The organism is Pseudomonas moorei, assembly GCF_042846945.1.
Lineage (GTDB): Bacteria > Pseudomonadota > Gammaproteobacteria > Pseudomonadales > Pseudomonadaceae > Aquipseudomonas > Aquipseudomonas moorei.
In genome coordinates this window covers 6,430,300-6,450,850 of the sequence record NZ_AP035776.1, presented here as the reverse complement: position 1 = coordinate 6,450,850, position 20,551 = coordinate 6,430,300, and the positions used below count along the sequence as shown (strand labels likewise).

The following is a 20,551-nucleotide window of genomic DNA, read 5'->3' as shown; positions in this document are numbered from 1 at the left end:
AACGGCAACCATAAGTTCTGTGAGCGTGCCTCCTCGCGATTCGCGAAATCAACACACCAACCCAGTCAGGCACCAAACCCCATCGCCACAGGTTTCGATTACTCGGGAATTAACCGTGGAACCTTCTTATAAAGCGAAGCCGTGAACTGTTCGCTGTCGCTCGAATGATGACAGCGACGATGACAGTTCGGGCACAACGCAACGGCGTTGGTGACTTGATCCGAGCCTTTGTCGGCAAGCGGTTTAACGTGGTGAACTTCCAGATAAGGCAAGCCAAGCTTCTGAAACGGAGCGGGTTCGCCACAGCCATCGCAATGACCTTCGGCTTCGTTGCGCACCCACGCCCTGACCTCCGGATCACGCACATAGACCGTGCCAGAGCTTGTTGCTCGCTTCGGTTTCTTAATGCCTTTTGGCGGTTCCTTATTCTGTTTTTTCTGAAGCAACGCAGCGCGACGTTCTAGCGTTTCTTCATCCGCAGTCGGAGCAGTGGGATCGTCAGGTTGAACGCCTCGCTCAGTGAGTGCTTCTCGAATTAATTGCTCAACGTTCGAACCGACGTTTTTGGCAGGCTTGTACCCCTTGATGAACTCCCGATCCATCTTCATCAGAACAGTAGAAATGTTCTGCATCCGGAATTCGACAGAGCCTTTAGTGCGGGTGGGTAAAGCCGTTTCGCGCAGAGCAAGATTCACTTCAGTCTTAACGAACTTCTGGCCGTTCAGCTCTAGGGCGAGCATTTTCAGATAGGCATCGACTGCAGCCTTAATCTCAGAAACGCTCCAGTCGCTGTCCTTTTTCTTTTCGCTCATAAGATCGCCGAGGGTTGAAAACCCTCGGACGATACTGAGTGGCCACTACGGCTGTCTACGAAAATTCCTACAGAAAATAGCGACGGATCTCTCGGTCATTCCTACAAACACGCCACCTAGCCCATCAAATGCTTCGACGACTGAAACACCTGGGCTACCTTCCGCCACCAAGGCTTAGCCATCGGTACGCGCCGCTGCGTTTGATCGTTTAACAGATACGGCATGTCCCGAAGTCGAATCCAACCTTCATTCTGCCAATGCAGCAGACTCAACGACATTTCCGGCCAATCCAATAAGCTCAACATCGGCCGATCCGAGTTTTCAGATTGCTCCGCATCGCGCAAGGCCGGCACCACCTGATGGGTTAACCACTCACGCAGCAAGCGATTTCCCGGAACGTAGTGATACACCAACAACGCATAGACACCGGACTCGCTGACTATCAGCTGTTTTTCTGGTTGCCGAAAATATTCAATCCACACAACGCGACGCTGGTCTTTGTCTAGTTTGCTGACCATACGATCACTCAGATGGACACCCATCAAGCGGCCGATATCGCGGGCGCTGAACCATGGCTGATTTTCAAGGAGGAGGGCGTGGAGGTGGAGGTTGTGGCGGGTGAAGATCGTCGGCCCATGAGGATCGCGCAAGATTGATCGGTGTGGAGTTTCTGTAGACATATCCCTTACCTCTACGTTGAAGTTGAAGAGGGCCAGAGCCCGACGTAGAGGATCTAAGAAATCCCAACGAGCCGTTCTCCTGCACATAGAGACGCGCATAAATAGCTGATATCAGCATGCGTTCTATGAGGAGGTTGGCTTCTACGTTGGGCGTTTCTTAGGCACCTGCGACAAAGATTAGAGACGCTTTGAACAGCAATCAATTCAGAATCCGCTGGAAGTCCTGTGAGAGGTTTAGCCGCTACTAAGAGTGTGAGTAGGAGTTTTCCTACTCCCAAAAAAAGCCCCGTTCTGATCGATGATCAGAACGGGGCTTTAATTTTCGATTTTCCGATTCACATCTTCAAATCACGGCGGCCTGAGGAATCAATCCCAGCTCAACGCCCCACCAGTCTGATACTCAATAACCCGCGTCTCAAAGAAGTTCTTCTCTTTCTTCAAGTCCATGATCTCGCTCATCCATGGGAATGGGTTAGTGGTGCCTGGGTACTCTTCTTTCAAACCGATTTGCGACAGGCGACGGTTGGCGATGAACTTGAGGTAGTCCTCCATCATGGCCGCGTTCATGCCCAGCACGCCGCGAGGCATGGTGTCGCGGGCGTATTCGATTTCCAGTTGAGTGCCTTGCAGGATCATCTGGGTTGCTTCTTCCTTCATTTCGGCATCCCACAGGTGTGGGTTTTCGATTTTGATCTGGTTGATCACGTCGATGCCGAAGTTCAGGTGCATGGATTCGTCGCGCAGGATGTATTGGAACTGCTCGGCGACGCCGGTCATTTTGTTGCGACGGCCCATGGACAGGATCTGGGTGAAGCCGCAGTAGAAGAAGATGCCTTCCAGAACGCAGTAGTAGGCGATCAGGTTGCGCAGCAGCTCTTTGTCGGTTTCGACGGTGCCGGTTTCGAACTTCGGATCGGAGATCGAACGGGTGTATTTCAGGCCCCAGGTGGCTTTTTTCGCGACCGATGGGATCTCGTGGTACATGTTGAAGATTTCGCCTTCATCCATGGCCAGCGATTCGATGCAGTACTGGTAGGCGTGGGTGTGGATCGCCTCTTCGAACGCCTGGCGCAGGATGTACTGGCGGCATTCCGGGTTGGTGATCAGGCGGTAGACGGCCAGGACCAGGTTGTTGGCGACCAGGGAGTCGGCGGTGGAGAAGAAGCCGAGGTTGCGCATTACGATGCGGCGCTCGTCGTCGGTCAGGCCTTCCGGGTTTTTCCAGAGGGCGATGTCGGCGGTCATGTTGACTTCTTGCGGCATCCAGTGGTTTGCGCAGCCGTCCAGGTACTTCTGCCAGGCCCAGTCGTACTTGAAGGGCACGAGTTGGTTGAGGTCGGCGCGGCAGTTGATCATGCGTTTTTCGTCAACGGCGACACGGGCGGAGGCGCCTTCGAGTTCGGCCAGACCTTCGGCGACGTCGAGTGCGTCCAGGGCAGCCTTGGCACGGGCGACGGCGGCGGAGTCAGTGGCGGTGACGGCACGGGCTTCCAGGGCGGCGGCACCGCCAGCGCTGTCGAGACGGTCCATATTGGCTTCGGTGGCGTGGCCAGCGTTGGCGCTCTTGACCGCTACTTCCGTGTCTTCTTTGTCGAATTCGTCCCAGCTCAGCATGACGTGTCGTCTCCTGCGTGAGGGCCAGATTGCCCGTGTGAAATTGATAGGTTGGTCTTTCACACGGCCGTACTGGCCGCGATGGATCTTAAGGAATCGTTTTTTGCAGCAGCTAAGGCAGGCAATAAAACAGAATTTGTACGGGGTTCCGAGAGCCACTGATGGGCGCAGAAAGCATCGAACGCTTCTGCGGGGCTTCAGACTGGCTTTTCATCCCTGTAAGGGAATATTGCAGGCCCGTTTAAGGCCGCATTATAGGGAAGTTTTCGGTGACGTGGTGCGGCGAAATGGCTCACGGATCGGTCGACAGGGACCGTTTTTCGGTCGGAGCGAGGGTTTACAGGGCTTTGGCCGGTGCAGATTTTTTTTCGTAAATGTTTGCCCTGGTTTATTTTTGCTCAAGAAATAACCAGAAAAGGCTTTTTTCACTACATCTTGTGTTTCGAAGGGGGTTTCTCAGGCTCCAGACACAACTAAGCCCGACCGAAGTCGGGCCGGGAGCGACCTTCAGTGATCAACTGAGATTGGCCGACTCGGTGCGCGCAAAACCCTCAGCCGTGACAGTGGCCGAGCCAGTATGGTCGTAGCCGTCGGCGGCCACTGCCGAACCCGTCATTGGGTAACCGTCAGCGACAAAGGTGGCCGAGCCGGTGTGGTCAAAGCCATCGGCGGCGAAGGTGTTGGCAGCCAGTACCGAGAGGGTCAGGGCGAGGATCAGTTTGCTTTTCATGGGAGTGACTCCAGGTTTGTTGGCGTTATGTGCCTTGGGTAGGGTTTTCATGCTATGCCTGACAAATCGATTAGAAATCGCACATAAATGCTTAAAGCAATCGTATTTGTAGATGTATAAGGTTCGGCGCTTCAGCGGCCTGATACTTCGGGCGGTTGGGTCGAACCTTGGGGAAATGAGGGGCGGGTGAATCAGCCGCTGGAGCAGCCGTTACCCATGACGCTGTAGCGCAGGATATGACGTTGGCCTTTGGAGTCGTCGTACTCCATTTTCATCGGGACAACTTCACAAACATTGGGGACTTCGCTTATGGATACAACTTTGGCGATATCCAAGTGCATTGAGTAAGTGTATTCCTCTACGGCGGGTTGCTGCTGCGCGACATCAGTCGAGACCTCATCTGCCATGGCGGTTGCGCACAGACTGCTGAGGGCCAGAACCAATAAAGCTTTCATTTAAGTTTTACCTTTCTAAGGTCGAGTGGGGTCACGCAACCTTTTTGGGGTTGCGTGTGGAGCCGAACTACTTTGATGTTGGGTTAACTGCCTTCGTGGGGGCTGTAACTTGTTTAACTCAGTTTGCCGGGTTGGCGAGGCAGATTTTAGGGGCGGGGGGCTTATTCATATAGCCATGCTTTTGATAAACACCTTTGACAGATTCCGTAACAATCCCGTGCAGGCGCGAACTTGCTCGTGATGAATCGTGGGGAGAGGCGGGGTGTCAGGTTTAGCGCGTTATCGTTCACGACCATCGCGAGCAAGCTCGCTCCTACTTCGTTTGGGGTAAGACGCGGCGGGCACTGTGTGGGAGGGTGGTGCTCTATTCAGGACATTTTGTATGGGCTTGTTACTACCATCGTCGAATGGTTCTATAGGGCCGGCCCGGGCTACAACGGGGTCATACAAAAACAACTATTCCACCGAGGTAAGAAAGATGAGTGCGGCTTCCCTGTATCCCGTTCGTCCCGAGGTTCTGGCCAACACGCTGACCGACGAGGCGACCTACAAGGCCATGTACCAGCAGTCGGTCGTCAACCCCGACGGCTTCTGGCGCGAGCAAGCCAAGCGCCTCGACTGGATCAAGCCGTTCACTACGGTGAAGCAGACGTCCTTCGACGATCACCATGTCGACATCAAATGGTTCGCCGACGGCACCCTCAACGTTTCCTACAACTGCCTCGACCGTCATCTGGCCGAGCGCGGTGATCAAGTCGCGATCATCTGGGAAGGCGATGACCCGGCGGAGAGCCGCCACATCACCTACCGCGAACTGCACGAACAAGTGTGCAAATTCGCCAACGCCCTGCGCGGCCAGGACGTGCACCGCGGCGACGTGGTGACGATCTACATGCCGATGATCCCCGAAGCCGTGGTCGCCATGCTGGCCTGCACCCGGATCGGCGCGATTCACTCGGTGGTGTTTGGCGGTTTCTCGCCCGAAGCCCTGGCCGGGCGCATCATCGACTGCAAGTCGAAAGTGGTGATCACCGCCGACGAAGGCATTCGTGCCGGCAAGAAGATCCCGCTCAAGGCCAACGTCGACGACGCGCTGACCAACCCGGAAACCAGCAGCATCCAGAAAGTCATCGTGTGCCAGCGCACCGGCGGCAACATCAAGTGGAACCAGCACCGCGACATCTGGTACGAAGACCTGATGAAAGTGGCGGGCACCGTCTGCGCGCCGAAGGAAATGGGCGCCGAAGAAGCGCTGTTCATCCTCTACACCTCCGGCTCCACCGGCAAGCCCAAGGGCGTGCAGCACACCACCGGCGGCTACCTGTTGTACGCGGCCATGACCCACGAGCGCGTGTTCGACTACCGCCCGGGCGAGGTCTACTGGTGCACCGCCGACGTCGGCTGGGTCACCGGGCACTCCTATATTGTCTACGGCCCGCTGGCCAACGGCGCGACCACGCTGCTGTTCGAAGGCGTGCCGAACTACCCGGACATCACCCGGGTGGCGAAGATCGTCGACAAGCACAAGGTCAACATCCTCTACACCGCCCCGACCGCCATTCGCGCCATGATGGCCTCGGGCACCGCCGCCGTGGAAGGCGCCGACGGCAGCAGCCTGCGACTGCTCGGTTCGGTCGGCGAGCCGATCAACCCGGAAGCCTGGGACTGGTACTACAAGAACGTCGGCAAGTCGCGCTGCCCGATCGTCGACACCTGGTGGCAGACCGAAACCGGCGGCAACATGATGAGCCCGCTGCCGGGCGCCCACGCCCTCAAGCCGGGTTCGGCGGCCCGTCCGTTTTTCGGCGTGGTGCCGGCGCTGGTGGACAACCTGGGCAACATCATCGAAGGCGAGGCCGAGGGCAACCTGGTGATCCTCGATTCGTGGCCAGGCCAGGCACGTACGCTGTACGGCGATCACGACCGCTTCGTCGACACCTACTTCAAGACCTTCCGTGGCATGTACTTCACCGGTGACGGCGCCCGTCGCGATGCCGACGGCTACTACTGGATCACCGGTCGCGTGGACGACGTGCTCAACGTCTCCGGCCACCGCATGGGCACCGCCGAGATCGAAAGCGCCATGGTCGCCCACCCGAAAGTCGCCGAGGCGGCGGTGGTTGGTGTGCCGCACGACATCAAGGGGCAGGGGATTTATGTCTACGTCACCCTGAAAAACGGCGAGGAGCCGAGTGAGCAGTTGCGTCTGGAGCTGAAGAACTGGGTGCGTAAAGAGATCGGTCCGATTGCCTCGCCGGATGTGATTCAGTGGGCGCCGGGCTTGCCGAAAACCCGTTCGGGCAAGATCATGCGCCGCATCCTGCGCAAGATTGCGACCGGCGAATACGAGGGCTTGGGGGACATCTCCACCCTGGCCGATCCGAGTGTGGTGCAGCATTTGATTGATACGCACAGGACCATGAATGTTGCGTAAGTAGCGTTCGGCGTCATCCAAAGCCCCGCCAGGTGTTGAGCCTGGTGGGGTTTTTTAATGTCTGGATTTTTGTGTTGGCAGTTCCGGCCTCTTCGCGAGCAGGCTCGCTCCCACAAGGAATCTGAGGGAATGCAATCATTGCGTTCGACACAAACCCATGTGGGAGCGAGCCTGCTCGCGAAGGCGGCCTGTCGGTCGCCCCTGATGCAACAGCCAATAATTATCGGTTTCCTCTGTAGGCTGTTTCCCGCTGTTACCCCTGACCCTTCAAGTTACCAAATGTGTAACCGCCTGCGCCGATACGGGGCATAGGGAAACGCCTGACCCCGTATCAGGGCGTTCAAAACGTCACTGAAAAATAAGAATCAACGCTGCGCTTGCCGGATTAGAAGGGTTTGCCAATAATAGGCCCGCAATTTGCAACGTAGATCGGTTCACTGTCTTTTTCTCTTGCATGATTTTGCAGGGCTGTCAACGTGCTCAACCGGCTTTCTCAGTGCTTCTGTAACTAGTTGTCGCATTGAAGAAATATCGGCTTCGGGCCTGTCGTTAGAATGCCGATCACTCGCTCGTCGTTGCCCGTGTTGAAATTTCGCACCTGCAATGTAGGACGCAGCAAAACTTTCCGGTTCCACTCATTCGCATATTGGGCTGTCGCTCACTCTGCCGTTTTAGCCCTTTACCGATGGAGTCCCAAGATGAAGAAACTCGTGCTGCTTGGCGCCCTGGCACTGTCCGTGCTGTCCCTGCCAACCTTCGCCGATGAAAAGCCTCTGAAAATTGGTATCGAAGCGGCTTACCCTCCGTTCGCTTCCAAGGCTCCGGACGGCAGCATCGTTGGTTTCGACTACGACATCGGCAACGCTTTGTGCGAAGAGATGAAGGTCAAGTGCGTATGGGTCGAGCAAGAGTTCGACGGTCTGATCCCGGCGCTCAAAGTGCGCAAGATCGACGCGATCCTGTCGTCCATGTCGATCACTGAAGATCGCAAGAAGTCCGTGGACTTCACCAACAAGTACTACAACACCCCGGCCCGCCTGGTCATGAAGGAAGGCACTCAGGTCAGCGAAGGCCTGACCGAGCTCAAGGGCAAGAACATCGGCGTGCAACGTGGTTCGATCCACGAGCGTTTCGCCCGCGAAGTCCTGGCCCCGCTGGGTGCCGAGATCAAGCCTTACGGTTCGCAGAACGAAATTTACCTCGACGTGGCCGCCGGCCGCCTCGACGGCACCGTGGCAGACGCTACCCTGTTGAATGACGGTTTCCTGAAGACCGACGCCGGTAAAGGCTTCGCGTTCGTGGGCCCGGCTTTCACCGACGTCAAATACTTCGGCGACGGCGTAGGTATCGCGGTTCGCAAGGGTGACAAGGCTGAGCTGGACAAGCTCAACGCCGCCATCGCCGCCATTCGTGAGAACGGCAAGTACAAGCAAATCCAGGACAAGTACTTCGATTTCGACATTTACGGCAAGTAAGTACGTCGCAACGAAAAGTCCGAAATGGCGCAAGCAACAGGATCTCTGAGGTTTGCGCCATTTTTTCATCCCAACTTTCGAGGACCTGAATCATGTTGAAAGGCTACGGGGCTGTCATCCTCGATGGCGCTTGGCTGACGCTTCAGCTCGCCTTGTCGTCCATGGCCCTGGCCATTGTCCTTGGCCTGATCGGTGTGGCACTGCGCCTTTCGCCGGTGCGCTGGCTGGCCTGGCTGGGCGATCTGTATTCCACCGTGATCCGCGGTATTCCCGATCTGGTGCTGATCCTGCTGATTTTCTACGGTGGTCAGGACCTGCTGAACCGCGTCGCACCGCTGCTCGGCTTTGACGAGTACATTGACCTGAACCCGCTGGCCGCCGGTATCGGCACCCTGGGCTTCATCTTCGGTGCGTACTTGTCGGAGACCTTCCGTGGCGCGTTCATGGCGATTCCCAAAGGTCAGGCCGAAGCCGGCATGGCGTATGGCATGAGCAGTTTCCAGGTGTTCTTCCGCGTGTTGGTGCCGCAGATGATTCGTCTGGCGATTCCAGGCTTCACCAACAACTGGCTGGTACTGACCAAGGCAACCGCGCTGATTTCGGTGGTGGGCCTGCAAGACATGATGTTCAAGGCCAAGCAGGCGGCAGACGCCACCCGTGAGCCTTTCACCTTCTTCCTCGCAGTGGCGGCGATGTATCTGGTGATCACCAGTGTCTCGTTGCTGGCATTGCGTCACCTTGAGAAGCGCTACTCGGTAGGCGTAAGGGCGGCTGATCTATGATCTTCGACTACAACGTCATTTGGGAGGCCTTGCCGCTGTACTTCGGCGGCCTGGTGACCACCCTCAAACTGCTCGCACTGTCACTGTTCTTCGGCTTGCTGTGTGCATTGCCGCTGGGCCTGATGCGCGTTTCGAAAAATGCTGCCGTCAATATGACGGCCTGGCTCTACACCTACGTGATCCGCGGCACGCCGATGCTGGTGCAGCTGTTCCTGATCTACTACGGTCTGGCGCAGTTTGAAGTCGTACGGGAAAGCTTCCTCTGGCCGTGGCTGTCGAGCGCGACCTTCTGTGCGTGCCTGGCGTTCGCCATCAACACCAGTGCGTACACCGCCGAAATCATTGCCGGCAGCCTGCGCGCCACGCCGAACGGTGAGATCGAAGCCGCCAAGGCCATGGGCATGTCGCGCTTCAAGATGTACAAGCGCATCCTGCTGCCATCGGCCCTGCGCCGGGCGCTGCCGCAGTACAGCAACGAAGTGATCATGATGCTGCAGACCACCAGTCTGGCGTCCATCGTGACCCTGATTGACATCACCGGTGCCGCGCGCACGGTCAATGCCCAGTTCTACTTGCCGTTCGAGGCGTACATCACCGCTGGCGTGTTCTACCTGTGCCTGACCTTCATTCTGGTGAAGGTGTTCAAACTGGCCGAGCGCCGCTGGCTGGGCTACCTGGCCCCGCGGAAGCACTGATATGGAACGCATTGATCATTCTTTGCCGTGGAGCCACCTGGGCAGCGAACGCCAGATTTCGGTGTTCCGCTTCGGCTCCGGTGAGCGCAAGGCCTACATCCAGGCCAGCCTGCACGCCGACGAACTGCCGGGTATGCGCACGGCCTGGGCACTGAAAAAGCGCCTGGCCGAACTGGAAGCCCAAGGCTTGTTGAACGGCGTGATCGAACTGGTGCCGGTGGCCAATCCACTGGGCCTCGGTCAACTGCTGCAAGGCAATCACCAAGGGCGTTTCGAGGCGGGCAGCGGCAAGAACTTCAACCGCGATTTCGTCGAGCTCAGCGCGCCGGTGGCTGCTGAAGTCGCCGGGCACCTGGGTGATGACCCGCACGCCAACATCCGTTTGATTCGCCAGGCCATGAGCGATGCGCTCGCCGCATTGCCACCGGCCAGCAGCCAGTTGCAGGGCATGCAGCGCATTTTGCTCAGCCATGCCTGCACCGCCGATGTGGTGCTGGACCTGCATTGCGACGCTGAAGCGGCGCTGCACATGTATGCCTTGCCGCAGCATTGGCCGCATTGGCGTTCGTTGGCCGCGCACCTGAATGTGCGGGTTGGTCTGCTGGCGGAGGATTCCGGCGGCAGCTCCTTCGACGAAGCCTGTTCGCTGCCGTGGTTGCGTTTGTCGCGCCTGTTCCCGGATGCGCAGATTCCGCTGGCGTGCCTGGCGACCACTCTGGAGCTGGGTGGTCAGGCCGACACCGGTCGTGCCGAGTCCGAGGCTCACGCCGAAGGCATTCTGGCATTCCTCGCCGAGCAGGGATTGATCAGCGGTGAATGGCCTGCACCTGCGCAGGACGCATGCGAAGGCATGCCCTTCGAAGGCACTGAATTGTTGTTTGCGCCGCACCCAGGTGTGGTGAGTTTCCTGCGCAAGCCCGGTGAATGGGTGGAAGCCGGAGACGAGATTTTTGAAGTGATCGATCCGCTGGCGGATCGGGTCAGCACGGTGTGTGCTGGTACGTCCGGGGTGCTGTTTGCCATTGAACGGCTGCGTTACGCCCAACCCGGTTTCTGGCTGGCCAAGGTGGCGGGGCGCGAAGCGCTGCGTCACGGGCGCTTGCTCAACGACTGACTGACTGCTTTTGTGAGAACCGACCGCATGTACAAACTTGAAGTCCAAGACCTGCATAAACGCTATGGCAGTCACGAAGTGCTCAAGGGCGTGTCCCTGAAAGCGGCAGCGGGTGATGTGATCAGCATCATCGGCTCCAGTGGCTCCGGCAAAAGTACCTTCCTGCGTTGCATCAACCTGCTGGAGCAGCCGCACGCGGGCAAGATCTTGCTCAACAACGAAGAACTGAAACTGGTGGCGAACAAGGACGGCGCACTCAAGGCTGCCGATCCGAAACAGCTGCAACGCATGCGTTCGCGCCTGTCGATGGTGTTCCAGCATTTCAACCTGTGGTCGCACATGACCGCGCTGGAAAACATCATGGAAGCGCCGGTGCATGTGCTGGGCGTGTCCAAGGCCGAAGCGCGTGAAAAGGCCGAGCACTACCTGAACAAGGTGGGTGTGGGTCATCGTAAGGATGCTTACCCGGGTCATATGTCCGGCGGTGAACAGCAGCGTGTGGCGATTGCCCGTGCGTTGGCGATGGAACCGGAAGTGATGCTGTTCGACGAACCGACCTCGGCCCTCGACCCGGAGCTGGTCGGCGACGTGCTGAAAGTGATGCAGGCCCTGGCTCAGGAAGGCCGGACCATGGTGGTGGTGACCCACGAAATGGGCTTTGCCCGTGAAGTGTCGAATCAGTTGGTGTTCCTGCATAAAGGTGTCGTCGAAGAAAGCGGCAACCCGCGCGAAGTGCTGGTGAATCCGCAATCCGAACGTCTGCAGCAATTCTTGTCGGGCAGCCTGAAGTAATCAGGGCTGACGTTGTGCACAGGGATAGTGCATGCTTCGCAGCCTAGAGATCGATCCCCGGTCCCTGTGGGAGCTGGCAAGCCAGCTCCCACAGGGGACGATGCTGGTTTCGAGATTTGCGTTCATTTACGGGCTAGCATTGGCCCATGCCTTCATCATTGTTTTTCGCTTCGGATTGCCCGCCATGACTGCCCATCGAATTGGTTTCCTTGTTTGGCCCAGCACTAAAGCACTGACGCTTGCGCTGGCTGAGGAGGCCTTGCGTGTTGCTCAGCGTGTGCATCCGGAGGTGGTTTACGAACTGTCGTTCCTGCAGGCCGAACCGCCTGCCGAAGGTGCCTGGCAATTGCCTGGTGAGGCGTGGACCGGCAAGCTCGAAAACTTTCAGAAACTGTTCCTGCTGGCAGATGAACCACCGACCAGCCTTGCTCCGGCGCTCAGCAGTGCGCTGAAGCAATTGGTGCGTGCCGGCTGTGTGATCGGCGGTCTGTCGGCGGGTGTCTATCCGTTGGCGCAACTTGGTTTGCTCGATGGCTATCGCGCGGCCGTGCATTGGCGCTGGCAGGACGATTTCGCTGAACGCTTCCCGAAAGTCATCGCTACCAGCCATCTGTTCGACTGGGATCGTGATCGTTTGACCGCGTGCGGTGGCCTGTCGGTACTCGATTTGCTGCTGGCGGTGCTGGCTCGCGATCACGGCGCCGAGCTGGCCGGTGCGGTCTCCGAAGAGTTGGTGGTCGAACGTATCCGTGAGGGGGGCGAACGCCAACGCATTCCGTTGCAGAATCGTCTGGGCTCCAGTCATCCAAAGCTCACCCAGGCGGTGTTGCTGATGGAAGCCAACATCGAAGAGCCACTGACCACCGACGAAATCGCCCAGCACGTGTGCGTGTCCCGTCGGCAGTTGGAGCGGATTTTCAAGCAATACCTCAACCGTGTACCGAGCCAGTATTACCTGGAACTGCGCTTGAACAAGGCCCGGCAGATGCTGATGCAAACCAGCAAGTCGATCATCCAGATCGGCCTGTCCTGCGGCTTTTCCTCGGGGCCGCATTTCTCCAGCGCCTACCGCAACTTCTTCGGCGCCACGCCGCGGGAAGATCGCAACCAGCGGCGCAGCAGCAGCCCGTTCGAGTTGTCCTCGGTGCCGTCGGAGCGCGGTTGATCCGCGCCTGACAGGGTTACTCGTCCGGGTCTGATTCTCCGGAAGATGACGCCTCCAGCTCGGCCCGCTCGATCACTTCCTCGACCCCGAAGTCGACGTTGGTCAACCTGAAATATTCAATCAGGATTTTCAAGCTGGCTTCGTTGAACGGATTGTTGCGCAGGTTGATGGTTTCGGCTGCCTCCATCGGCAACTCGAGGATATCGGTGGGGATCCGGGTGATCTGGTTACCGCTCAGATCAGCTGTGTCCAGGCTCTTGAGTTGCAGCAGGCCGGCAGGTAGTTCGGTGAGCCCGCAATTGTCCAGTTGCAGGCTGGCCAGCTCGGTCATCTGAGTGACATCCGGTGCGAGTCCCAATGGATTGTTACTCAAGTCCAGAAAGTCCAGTTGAGTCATCTCGGACAGGTTCAGGACGCTCTGCGCCGTCAGGGTGATGTTGCAATCGGGAAGGTTCAGCGAGGTCAGTTCGCCCATGCGGAAAATCGCGTCCGGGATATTGCCCAGATGAAAGTCGCGGATGCTGAGGGTCTTGAGTTTCGGGAAGCTTTCCAGGAACGGGCTGACGCCCATGGTCATGCCGCTTTCGCTATTGAGATAAACCATCGTGACATGGCTGAAGTCTGCACTCAGTGCCGGCAAATCAGCGTTAATGTGGGTGTCCAGGCTCAAGTCGTAGCTGGGCTGCAGCAAGTCGCTCATGTCATCGGCCCCGATCTCCCGACGCCAGCATCGCAGCACGAGCTGTTTGAATTCATCACGGGCCCAATGCTCGTTCAGCAGTTGCTGCGCGTTGAAAGGTTGTTGGGTGACGGGGTGGAGAGCGGGAATGTCGGCGGTCCAGGCAGCCAGTTCAGTTTCCAGAGTGGCAAGTTCGGCTTCCAGGCGACTCAGTTCGGCCCGCCCCTCGTCCAGTGTTCCAGGCAGCGAATACACGAATTTGCTCGCTTCTTCCTGGTCCATCATCGGATAAAGCGCTTGCGCACGTCGCAGGTCCGCCGCCTCGGCAAAGATGCCAAAGTCCTGGCCTGTCGCCAGGTAGTGTTGCTTGAGGCGTTCGCGGGATGCGGACGACAGTGTGTTATTGCCCAGGTCGAATCCTTCCTGACTGTCGGGTGGAAGTGAGAAAAGAGCTGTGGGCAATTCTTCGATCCGGTTGTCATTTAGCAGTGCAGTACGCAGACGCGGGCGAGTCAGCAAGTCCCTGGGCAGCTCGGGGAGGCCGGTGTGTGAGAGGTCTATGTAGTTCAGGTTGGGCATGCTGCCGACGTCCGCCACCAGGCCCAGCGGATTGTTATACATATCCAGTGTGGTCATTTGATTCTGTGCGGCGAGCGTGGCGTGGGCTTCGGGGCTGAGGCTGATCGCGCAATCGCTGAGAATCAGTTCTTCCAGTTGTAGCTGCGCGAGCACATCGGGAAGTCGACCCAGGTTGAAATAACGCAATTTCAGGGCTCGCAACCCGCTAAAACTGCGCAGAAACGCCTGCGTACCCCGCGTGGCGCCACAGCCATCCATGGTCAGCGTCTGAACACGACTGAAGTCGGCGGTCAGCGCTGGCAGCTCGCCAATAATCGGTTGATAGAAATTGAAGTCGGTCGTTGCGAATCCGTTCTGCGTGGGTGTCCATTGACGTCGCCAGCACTCCATCAGGTCGATCATGAAATGCCTTCGAGCTTGCATCTGGGTGGTGAGCTGTTCAGGCGTAAGCCTGGTTTGGGTTTCAGGCAGGAACGGCGGAACATCGTTGCACCAGGGAGACAGGGTGTCGTAGAGCCGCGAATATTCAACCATGAGTCGATTCAGTTCTGCCCGTGGCCCTGTCGGGTGTTGTTGCAGGCGCTCGACAAAGGCATCGAGTTCCTCGGCCGACAATTGCGGAAACAGGGACTGGACGCGGGCCTGCAGGGTGGGGGTATGGGTGGGAAGGTGCCGATAACCATCGCCGCCGCCCAACAGCCGCATGACCTTCGGATCATAGGCAGGTTTGAAATTGGACTGTTGAGCCAGTCGTGTGCGCAGCGCCTCGCGGCTCAGGGTGTGTTGGCGAATCAACTGTTTGAGCCGTGCCTCGTCGCCAATCTGGACGTTCAGCGCCATGCGCTCGCTGTCGGGCAACGCCTGTAGCAGGCTGTTAAAGAATGTGGTCGAACCGCTGAGTTCTTCTCCGTCCTGATCGAATGGCTGATAGGCGCCGTCTTCGCCGAGCACCAGTATTTTGCGCACGCTGGCGTCGGCGCTGCCAAGGCTGTCAATCAGGCGCCCGTCAGGGCTGTAGTGGCGAATTTCCAGACGCAAATGGCCGGTCCAGCCTGGCAGGTTTTCCAGAGAGTGCAGGGCCAGGCAATCGGTGTCGATGTTGTCCTCGGTCGACGGCAACTCAAGCCCTTCGTAGGCGCGTGTCACGCGCACTTGCAACCTGGCCTCCTGGCTCAGCTCCGCCAGTCTGGGGGAAACCTTTCCGCCCTTGAGTTGTTGCAGCTCCAGGTCGTTGGCCGTTGCGGCAATGGCTTCTGCGATGGTGGTCGGTAATCCGGGTTCGGCATCAATGAGCATTTGTGCCATGGAGTGAGCGCCACGCTCGAGTGTGCGGTAGCGCTGTTCGAACAGGCTCTGTCGCTTGCGTTGGGCGAGTTGGGCCAGTTTCTGGCGCAGGCTGTGCGTACGACTTTCGAGGCGGGGGGAGGGCAGGCCGAATTCTTCGCCCATCAAGGTTCTTGCTTCTTCGTCCGACAGGGCAAGCAGGAAGGTTTTTAGCAGATCGCCGTCCTTGAGGTTCGCGATATCGATTGGCACCCTCGGCACATTCGGTGCTGGACTTTGCCAAAGTATGTGCGCCTCGCCATCCGTCAGTTGCAGCCCTTTGGTTTTCGGCCAGTAGCCGTTGGCGTTGAGTAATTCGAGCTGGGTGACGGGGTTGGCCTTCAGATACACCTCAGGCCGGTCACTGCCGATTTGCTCGATAAAGGTTTGAATATCCTGATCGATCTTGAAGCGTTTGAGGGTGTCGGCCAGGAGTGGCGGTACCTGTGCGGCATTCATGTGCATCTGGCGCAGGACATTTTCGTGAGTGCCGCTGATGGAAAGCATGCCTTCGCATTCGCGCTCGGAAAAGCGTTGCATGTCCGGCCCGATACGGCGAAGCAAGGTGGCCTTGTCCCAGCTCAGGGGCTGGTCGACCTCGGTTTGCCAGGCGCCGGCCCTGTTGTGTTTGAGCGCGGGTTTGTAGGCTTCGGGGCGGGTCGGATGGTCGATACGATGCTCGCCCGTCAGTGGATTCTCGCTGACGGCGTAGCGTTTGTTCTCCAGGGATAGCAGGGTTTTGTCCTGATGACGGTGCAGCCCGAGCGCGTCCGGTTTTGATTCGTCGGGCAGCACGACGGGATGCTCGTAGGCGGTGAGGTCGGGTTGCCAGTAGCGGGGTTCGCCGTTCGGTCGTTTCACCGAGTTGAAGCGGTCGAAGAACTGCACGGTTTTCCCGGGCAGCGCCGCGCGCAGTTCTCCTGCGGCAATCATCCCGCCCACCGCAAACGTGCCCATCTGTACGGCGGATTCAACGACGCCCATCAAATGCCCGAATGCTTCGCGACCCTGACCCTCGGCCCAGTCGACGACGCATTCGAAGGTTTCGTCGAGCAACTGGTACGCCATGTAACCGAGCATCAACTCGCCAAGCAAAGGCACAAACGGCAGGGCAATGAAGGCAGCGATGTTCAACAGTGTTGAAGCGATTTCGGTGAAGGAATCCCAAAGTGCCCAACGGGCTCTCTGGTCGACCGTTGCCGTGGAGACCGCGATGACCCGCGCGTCGTTGAGAATCTTGTTGAGCTTCGACTGATACTGGTGAGTCCACAGGTCGCCCTTGATCGGCATTGAGGCGATACGCAGGTTGGCTCGTTGGTCGGGTTGCTCGCGCCAGGTCGGGCGCGGATCACCCGGCTCAACGGGTTGCCAGGTGATGGGCGCCAGTTGACTGTTCAATTGGACGAAGAAGTGGCCGCGATCCTCATGGTCGATGAAGCGGCTGAAGAACTGTTGATAGGTGGGCGCGCGCAGGCGCGTGCTCAGTTCCTCGGCAAAAGCGGCGGATGAGGGGTATTCCTTGACGGGATGTTCGGGGTCATCAGGGATGTAGGCCACGACCCTGGCCACTTCGCGTGCGCTCTCAAGGTCCGGGGCAAATAACAGAACGCCGGTCAGACGCGCGTTCATGATGGTCAGCTCGTGGCAGCCCCATGGCTGGCCGCGCAAGCGCAAATAAGGCAGATCGTCCAGCAGGCCAAGAATCAGCCGATGGGCATCACTGCCCAGCAGTTTTTGCATCTGCGCCATATGCAGGGCGGCGATCAGAGCGGTTTTCTGGCTGTCCTGGATTTTCGGTTGCAGCAGTGCCGCCGCCACTGGGTTGCTGATGCCCAGGTTGTCCTCCAGATACTCTTTATAACGCTGGCCAATATCCAGCTCCCGGCACAGGCGGGTGAAAGCCGTGATGGGCATTTGTTCCGTCATCTGCGGCAAGGTATCGAATCGCTCGTCGGCGGAGGGGGGCGTGATGTAAGTCGAGGCGGGCTCGAAGGCGTCCGTTTCGGTTTCGGCGCTTTCGAAGTTGTGCAGTGCAGCATCGAGCAGCGATACCGTCCAGACGCGCGCGGCCCCTGACTTCAATCGCAGCCAGGGAAGGTGGGTGGGGATATAAAGACGCAGGCAGGTATGGCGAACGTCCAGCTCCAGACCGAAATCGCGCTTGAGCGCGGCTTGCAGCAGCGGCTCGGCGAAGTCGGCGGGGCTTTGCAGATTCGCCATCATCCGATCGACCCGATTCTGGCTGGTCGCATGCAGGGCGATGAGTTTGCGCGGTTCCGCCTGCTGATGGGGTGGGGCGTCCTTGAGGTTGGCCGGCATGCCCGGGCTTATATGACTCAGTGCCTCACGCCGCTGGGGCGTTGCCTGGCGCAGCCAGGACGGGATGACGTTGATCAGATGCTGATAGTGGGCGTCCGGCCGGAGAGCATCGGTCGCCAGGGAGGTAGGTTGGATCGTCATGGGGGCGGTGGGCCGTCGAAGTTTGATAAGGCCCTTAGGAAACCGCGCGAGGGCGGATGACGTGCGGTACATATTTACCTCACTCGACCAATCGGCATCGGTTACAGCGGAGCAAGCCTGCCGCAAACGCTCGCCGCCAGTTAAACTGCGCCTTTGCGACCCTATATGTCGCATTGCCGTAAACCCGGGAAAATCCGGGGTTTGCGCTATAAGAAGTTGTCGCTTGGCGGCAAGGCCGGGCTGAAAACTGTCCTTACAATCCCCCCATCGCTCGCCAGTTTCAGGCGAGTGTTCGTCTTCAGGAGACTCCGATGTCCGTTGAGCACGCTGCGGTACAACGCGCCGATTTCGACCAGGTAATGGTTCCCAACTACGCGCCTGCCGCTTTCATTCCAGTGCGTGGCGCCGGTTCCCGCGTATGGGACCAGTCCGGCCGCGAGTTGATCGACTTCGCCGGCGGGATTGCGGTAAACGTATTGGGCCATGCGCATCCGGCGCTGGTCGGTGCGTTGACCGAGCAAGCCAACAAGCTGTGGCATGTGTCCAACGTGTTCACCAATGAGCCGGCCTTGCGCCTGGCCCATAAGCTGATCGATGCCACTTTTGCCGAGCGCGTGTTCTTCTGCAACTCCGGTGCTGAAGCCAACGAGGCCGCTTTCAAGCTGGCCCGTCGCGTTGCGTTCGATCGCTTTGGCAGCGAAAAATACGAAATCATTGCCGCGCTGAACAGCTTCCACGGTCGGACCCTGTTCACCGTGAACGTGGGTGGCCAGTCGAAGTACTCCGACGGCTTCGGTCCTAAAATCACCGGCATTACTCACGTCCCTTACAACGATCTGGCTGCTTTGAAAGCCGCCGTTTCCGACAAGACCTGTGCCGTGGTGCTGGAGCCGATCCAGGGTGAGGGCGGCGTACTGCCGGCCGAACTGGCCTACCTGCAAGGCGCCCGCGAGCTGTGCACCGAGCACAATGCGCTGCTGGTGTTCGACGAAGTGCAAACCGGCATGGGCCGCAGCGGCAAGCTGTTCGCCTATCAACACTACGGCGTGACGCCGGACATCCTGACCAGCGCCAAGAGCCTGGGCGGCGGTTTCCCGATCGCGGCGATGTTGACCACCGAAGACCTGGCCAAACACCTGGTCGTCGGCACCCACGGCACCACTTACGGCGGCAACCCGCTGGCGTGCGCAGTCGCGGAAGCCGTGATCGACGTGATCAACACCCCTGAAGTGCTGAATGGCGTCAAGGCCAAGCACGACAAGTTCAAGGCCCGCCTGGAACAAATCGGCGAGAAGTACGGCCTGTTCACTCAGGTGCGTGGCCTGGGCCTGCTGATCGGTTGTGTCCTGAGCGATGCCTGGAAAGGCAAGGCCAAGGACATCTTCAACGCCGCTGAAAAAGAAGGCCTGATGATTCTGCAAGCCGGTCCGGACGTGATTCGTTTCGCCCCGAGCCTGGTGGTTGAAGACGCCGATATCGATGCCGGTCTGGACCGCTTCGAACGCGCCGCAGCTAAGCTGACACAAGCCTGATAGACCTTTCGACGCCTGACCATTCAGGCGTCGAACCCAATTCTGATGCCGGACCCGCTTTCCCGTCGGAGCGAGCCTGCTCACGATGGTGTGTCAGTCGACATCATTGTTGCTGATCCACCATCGTGAGCAGGCTCGCTCCTACAAGGGGCCGGCTTATTTTCCTCGAAGAGTTTTTTAAAAAAGGAGTGACACCATGCTGGTGATGCGCCCCGCGCAAATGGCTGATCTGGGCGAGGTACAGCGTCTGGCTGCGGACAGCCCGATTGGTGTCACTTCCCTGCCGGATGACGTTGAACGCTTGAGCGACAAGATCGCGGCAAGCGAAGCCTCATTCGCCGCCGAAGTCAGCTTCAACGGTGAAGAGAGCTATTTCTTCGTCCTCGAAGACACCGCGACCGGCAAACTGGTCGGTTGCTCGGCAATCGTCGCGTCGGCCGGCTATTCCGAGCCGTTCTACAGTTTCCGTAATGAAACCTTCGTGCACGCTTCCCGCGAGCTGAAGATTCATAACAAGATCCACGTGCTTTCGCAGTGCCACGACCTGACCGGCAACAGCTTGCTGACCAGTTTCTACGTACAGCGCGAGTTGGTGGGTTCGCCTTGGGCGGAACTCAACTCCCGTGGTCGCCTGTTGTTCGTGGCCAGCCATCCGGAGCGCTTTGCCGATTCCGTGGTGACCGAGATCGTCGGTTACAGCGATGAAAATGGCGATTCACCGTTCTGGGACGCCATTGGTCGCAACTTCTTCGACCTCAACTACGCCGAAGCCGAGCGTTTGTGCGGTCTGAAGAGCCGGACGTTCCTCGCCGAGCTGATGCCGCATTACCCGATTTACGTGCCGTTGCTGCCGGATTCCGCCCAGGAAGCGATGGGGCAGGTGCACCCCCGGGCGCAGATCACGTTCGACATCCTCATGCGCGAAGGCTTCGAGACCGATCACTACATCGACATTTTCGACGGCGGTCCGACCTTGCACGCCCGTGTCTCGGGGATTCGTTCGATTGCCCAGAGCCGTGTGGTGCCGGTGAAAATCGGTGAGCCGGTCAAAGGCGCCCGTCGTCAATACCTGGTGGCCAACGCCCAGTTGCAGGATTACCGCGCGGTATTGCTCGAGCTTGATTACGCACCGGGCAAACCCGTCACCCTGGATCTGGAAGCTGCCGAAGCCCTGGGCGTCGGTGAAGGTGCGAGCGTGCGCCTGGTGGCGGTTTAACGCCTGCTTCAAAG

At 58.6% G+C, this 20,551-nt stretch carries 15 protein-coding genes; 9 read left to right on the top strand and 6 right to left on the bottom strand.

The annotated features are described in order from the left end of the window. Nucleotides 1-98 precede the first annotated feature (98 nt). The 5 genes from ACGJAX_RS30090 to ACGJAX_RS30070 form a co-directional block, all read right to left on the bottom strand. On the bottom strand, nt 99-812 hold the full coding sequence (locus tag ACGJAX_RS30090; RefSeq protein WP_390957091.1) for an HNH endonuclease: 714 nt from the start codon (nt 810-812) through the stop codon (nt 99-101). Nucleotides 813-928: 116 nt separating this feature from the next. Further along, nucleotides 929-1,492 (bottom strand): BRO family protein, encoded by a 564-nt coding sequence (locus tag ACGJAX_RS30085; protein WP_390957090.1) that lies wholly within the window; start codon nt 1,490-1,492, stop codon nt 929-931. 366 nt (nt 1,493-1,858) lie between these two features. Further along, the gene (locus tag ACGJAX_RS30080) at nt 1,859-3,106 is read right to left on the bottom strand and encodes a ribonucleotide-diphosphate reductase subunit beta (protein ID WP_090324615.1); all 1,248 of its coding nucleotides are present in this window, start codon (nt 3,104-3,106) and stop codon (nt 1,859-1,861) included. A 514-nt stretch (nt 3,107-3,620) separates the two neighbouring features. Continuing rightward, nucleotides 3,621-3,836 (bottom strand): hypothetical protein, encoded by a 216-nt coding sequence (locus tag ACGJAX_RS30075; RefSeq protein ID WP_248916752.1) that lies wholly within the window; start codon nt 3,834-3,836, stop codon nt 3,621-3,623. A 191-nt stretch (nt 3,837-4,027) separates the two neighbouring features. Beyond that, complete coding sequence (locus ACGJAX_RS30070; RefSeq protein WP_390957089.1) at nt 4,028-4,291, bottom strand: DUF2790 domain-containing protein; 264 nt, start codon at nt 4,289-4,291, stop codon at nt 4,028-4,030. Between the two features lie 478 nt (nt 4,292-4,769). Here ACGJAX_RS30070 and acs point away from each other — a divergent pair, with 478 nt between their 5' ends. The 7 genes from acs to argR all read left to right on the top strand — a co-directional run bounded on the left by acs (nt 4,770) and on the right by argR (nt 12,748). After that, nucleotides 4,770-6,725, top strand: coding sequence for an acetate--CoA ligase (acs, locus tag ACGJAX_RS30065; RefSeq protein ID WP_090324592.1), 1,956 nt, complete (start codon nt 4,770-4,772; stop codon nt 6,723-6,725). Between the two features lie 698 nt (nt 6,726-7,423). Further along, complete coding sequence (locus ACGJAX_RS30060) at nt 7,424-8,200, top strand: ABC transporter substrate-binding protein (protein ID WP_047532380.1); 777 nt, start codon at nt 7,424-7,426, stop codon at nt 8,198-8,200. A 92-nt stretch (nt 8,201-8,292) separates the two neighbouring features. Next, complete coding sequence (locus ACGJAX_RS30055; protein WP_047532379.1) at nt 8,293-8,982, top strand: ABC transporter permease; 690 nt, start codon at nt 8,293-8,295, stop codon at nt 8,980-8,982. Beyond that, nucleotides 8,979-9,677 carry an ABC transporter permease subunit gene (locus ACGJAX_RS30050; protein ID WP_390957088.1) on the top strand — a complete coding sequence of 233 codons (699 nt, stop codon included), beginning with the start codon at nt 8,979-8,981 and terminating at the stop codon, nt 9,675-9,677. The genes ACGJAX_RS30055 and ACGJAX_RS30050 overlap by 4 nt, the downstream gene beginning before the upstream one ends. A 1-nt stretch (nt 9,678) precedes the next feature. Next, nucleotides 9,679-10,791 (top strand): M14 family metallopeptidase, encoded by a 1,113-nt coding sequence (locus tag ACGJAX_RS30045; protein ID WP_390957087.1) that lies wholly within the window; start codon nt 9,679-9,681, stop codon nt 10,789-10,791. A gap of 27 nt (nt 10,792-10,818) precedes the next feature. Further along, entirely contained in the window at nt 10,819-11,583 is a 765-nt protein-coding gene (locus tag ACGJAX_RS30040; RefSeq protein ID WP_090324587.1) for an ABC transporter ATP-binding protein, read from the top strand. Nucleotides 11,584-11,767: 184 nt separating this feature from the next. Beyond that, nucleotides 11,768-12,748 (top strand): transcriptional regulator ArgR, encoded by a 981-nt coding sequence (argR, locus tag ACGJAX_RS30035; protein ID WP_047532376.1) that lies wholly within the window; start codon nt 11,768-11,770, stop codon nt 12,746-12,748. A gap of 16 nt (nt 12,749-12,764) precedes the next feature. On the opposite strand, the gene ACGJAX_RS30030 is transcribed toward argR, so the two are convergent. Next, complete coding sequence (locus ACGJAX_RS30030; protein WP_390957086.1) at nt 12,765-17,789, bottom strand: dermonecrotic toxin domain-containing protein; 5,025 nt, start codon at nt 17,787-17,789, stop codon at nt 12,765-12,767. A gap of 311 nt (nt 17,790-18,100) precedes the next feature. On the opposite strand from ACGJAX_RS30030, the gene ACGJAX_RS30025 reads away from it, so the two are divergent. Both ACGJAX_RS30025 and aruF read left to right on the top strand, forming a co-directional pair. Then, complete coding sequence (locus ACGJAX_RS30025; protein WP_090324584.1) at nt 18,101-19,321, top strand: aspartate aminotransferase family protein; 1,221 nt, start codon at nt 18,101-18,103, stop codon at nt 19,319-19,321. Nucleotides 19,322-19,517: 196 nt separating this feature from the next. Then, nucleotides 19,518-20,537: an arginine/ornithine succinyltransferase subunit alpha gene (gene aruF / locus ACGJAX_RS30020; protein ID WP_390957085.1), complete on the top strand. Its 1,020-nt coding sequence runs from the start codon at nt 19,518-19,520 to the stop codon at nt 20,535-20,537. Nucleotides 20,538-20,551: the final 14 nt, after the last annotated feature.

What these genes read in the sequence shown, in the direction of transcription:
- ACGJAX_RS30090 (WP_390957091.1), bottom strand. Translation starts at nt 812, where the DNA reads ATGAGCGAAAAGAAAAAGGACAGCGACTGGAGCGTTTCTGAGATTAAG.
- ACGJAX_RS30085 (WP_390957090.1), bottom strand. Translation starts at nt 1,492, where the DNA reads ATGTCTACAGAAACTCCACACCGATCAATCTTGCGCGATCCTCATGGG.
- ACGJAX_RS30080 (WP_090324615.1), bottom strand. Translation starts at nt 3,106, where the DNA reads ATGCTGAGCTGGGACGAATTCGACAAAGAAGACACGGAAGTAGCGGTC.
- ACGJAX_RS30075 (WP_248916752.1), bottom strand. Translation starts at nt 3,836, where the DNA reads ATGAAAAGCAAACTGATCCTCGCCCTGACCCTCTCGGTACTGGCTGCC.
- ACGJAX_RS30070 (WP_390957089.1), bottom strand. Translation starts at nt 4,291, where the DNA reads ATGAAAGCTTTATTGGTTCTGGCCCTCAGCAGTCTGTGCGCAACCGCC.
- acs (WP_090324592.1), top strand. Translation starts at nt 4,770, where the DNA reads ATGAGTGCGGCTTCCCTGTATCCCGTTCGTCCCGAGGTTCTGGCCAAC.
- ACGJAX_RS30060 (WP_047532380.1), top strand. Translation starts at nt 7,424, where the DNA reads ATGAAGAAACTCGTGCTGCTTGGCGCCCTGGCACTGTCCGTGCTGTCC.
- ACGJAX_RS30055 (WP_047532379.1), top strand. Translation starts at nt 8,293, where the DNA reads ATGTTGAAAGGCTACGGGGCTGTCATCCTCGATGGCGCTTGGCTGACG.
- ACGJAX_RS30050 (WP_390957088.1), top strand. Translation starts at nt 8,979, where the DNA reads ATGATCTTCGACTACAACGTCATTTGGGAGGCCTTGCCGCTGTACTTC.
- ACGJAX_RS30045 (WP_390957087.1), top strand. Translation starts at nt 9,679, where the DNA reads ATGGAACGCATTGATCATTCTTTGCCGTGGAGCCACCTGGGCAGCGAA.
- ACGJAX_RS30040 (WP_090324587.1), top strand. Translation starts at nt 10,819, where the DNA reads ATGTACAAACTTGAAGTCCAAGACCTGCATAAACGCTATGGCAGTCAC.
- argR (WP_047532376.1), top strand. Translation starts at nt 11,768, where the DNA reads ATGACTGCCCATCGAATTGGTTTCCTTGTTTGGCCCAGCACTAAAGCA.
- ACGJAX_RS30030 (WP_390957086.1), bottom strand. Translation starts at nt 17,789, where the DNA reads ATGACGATCCAACCTACCTCCCTGGCGACCGATGCTCTCCGGCCGGAC.
- ACGJAX_RS30025 (WP_090324584.1), top strand. Translation starts at nt 18,101, where the DNA reads ATGTCCGTTGAGCACGCTGCGGTACAACGCGCCGATTTCGACCAGGTA.
- aruF (WP_390957085.1), top strand. Translation starts at nt 19,518, where the DNA reads ATGCTGGTGATGCGCCCCGCGCAAATGGCTGATCTGGGCGAGGTACAG.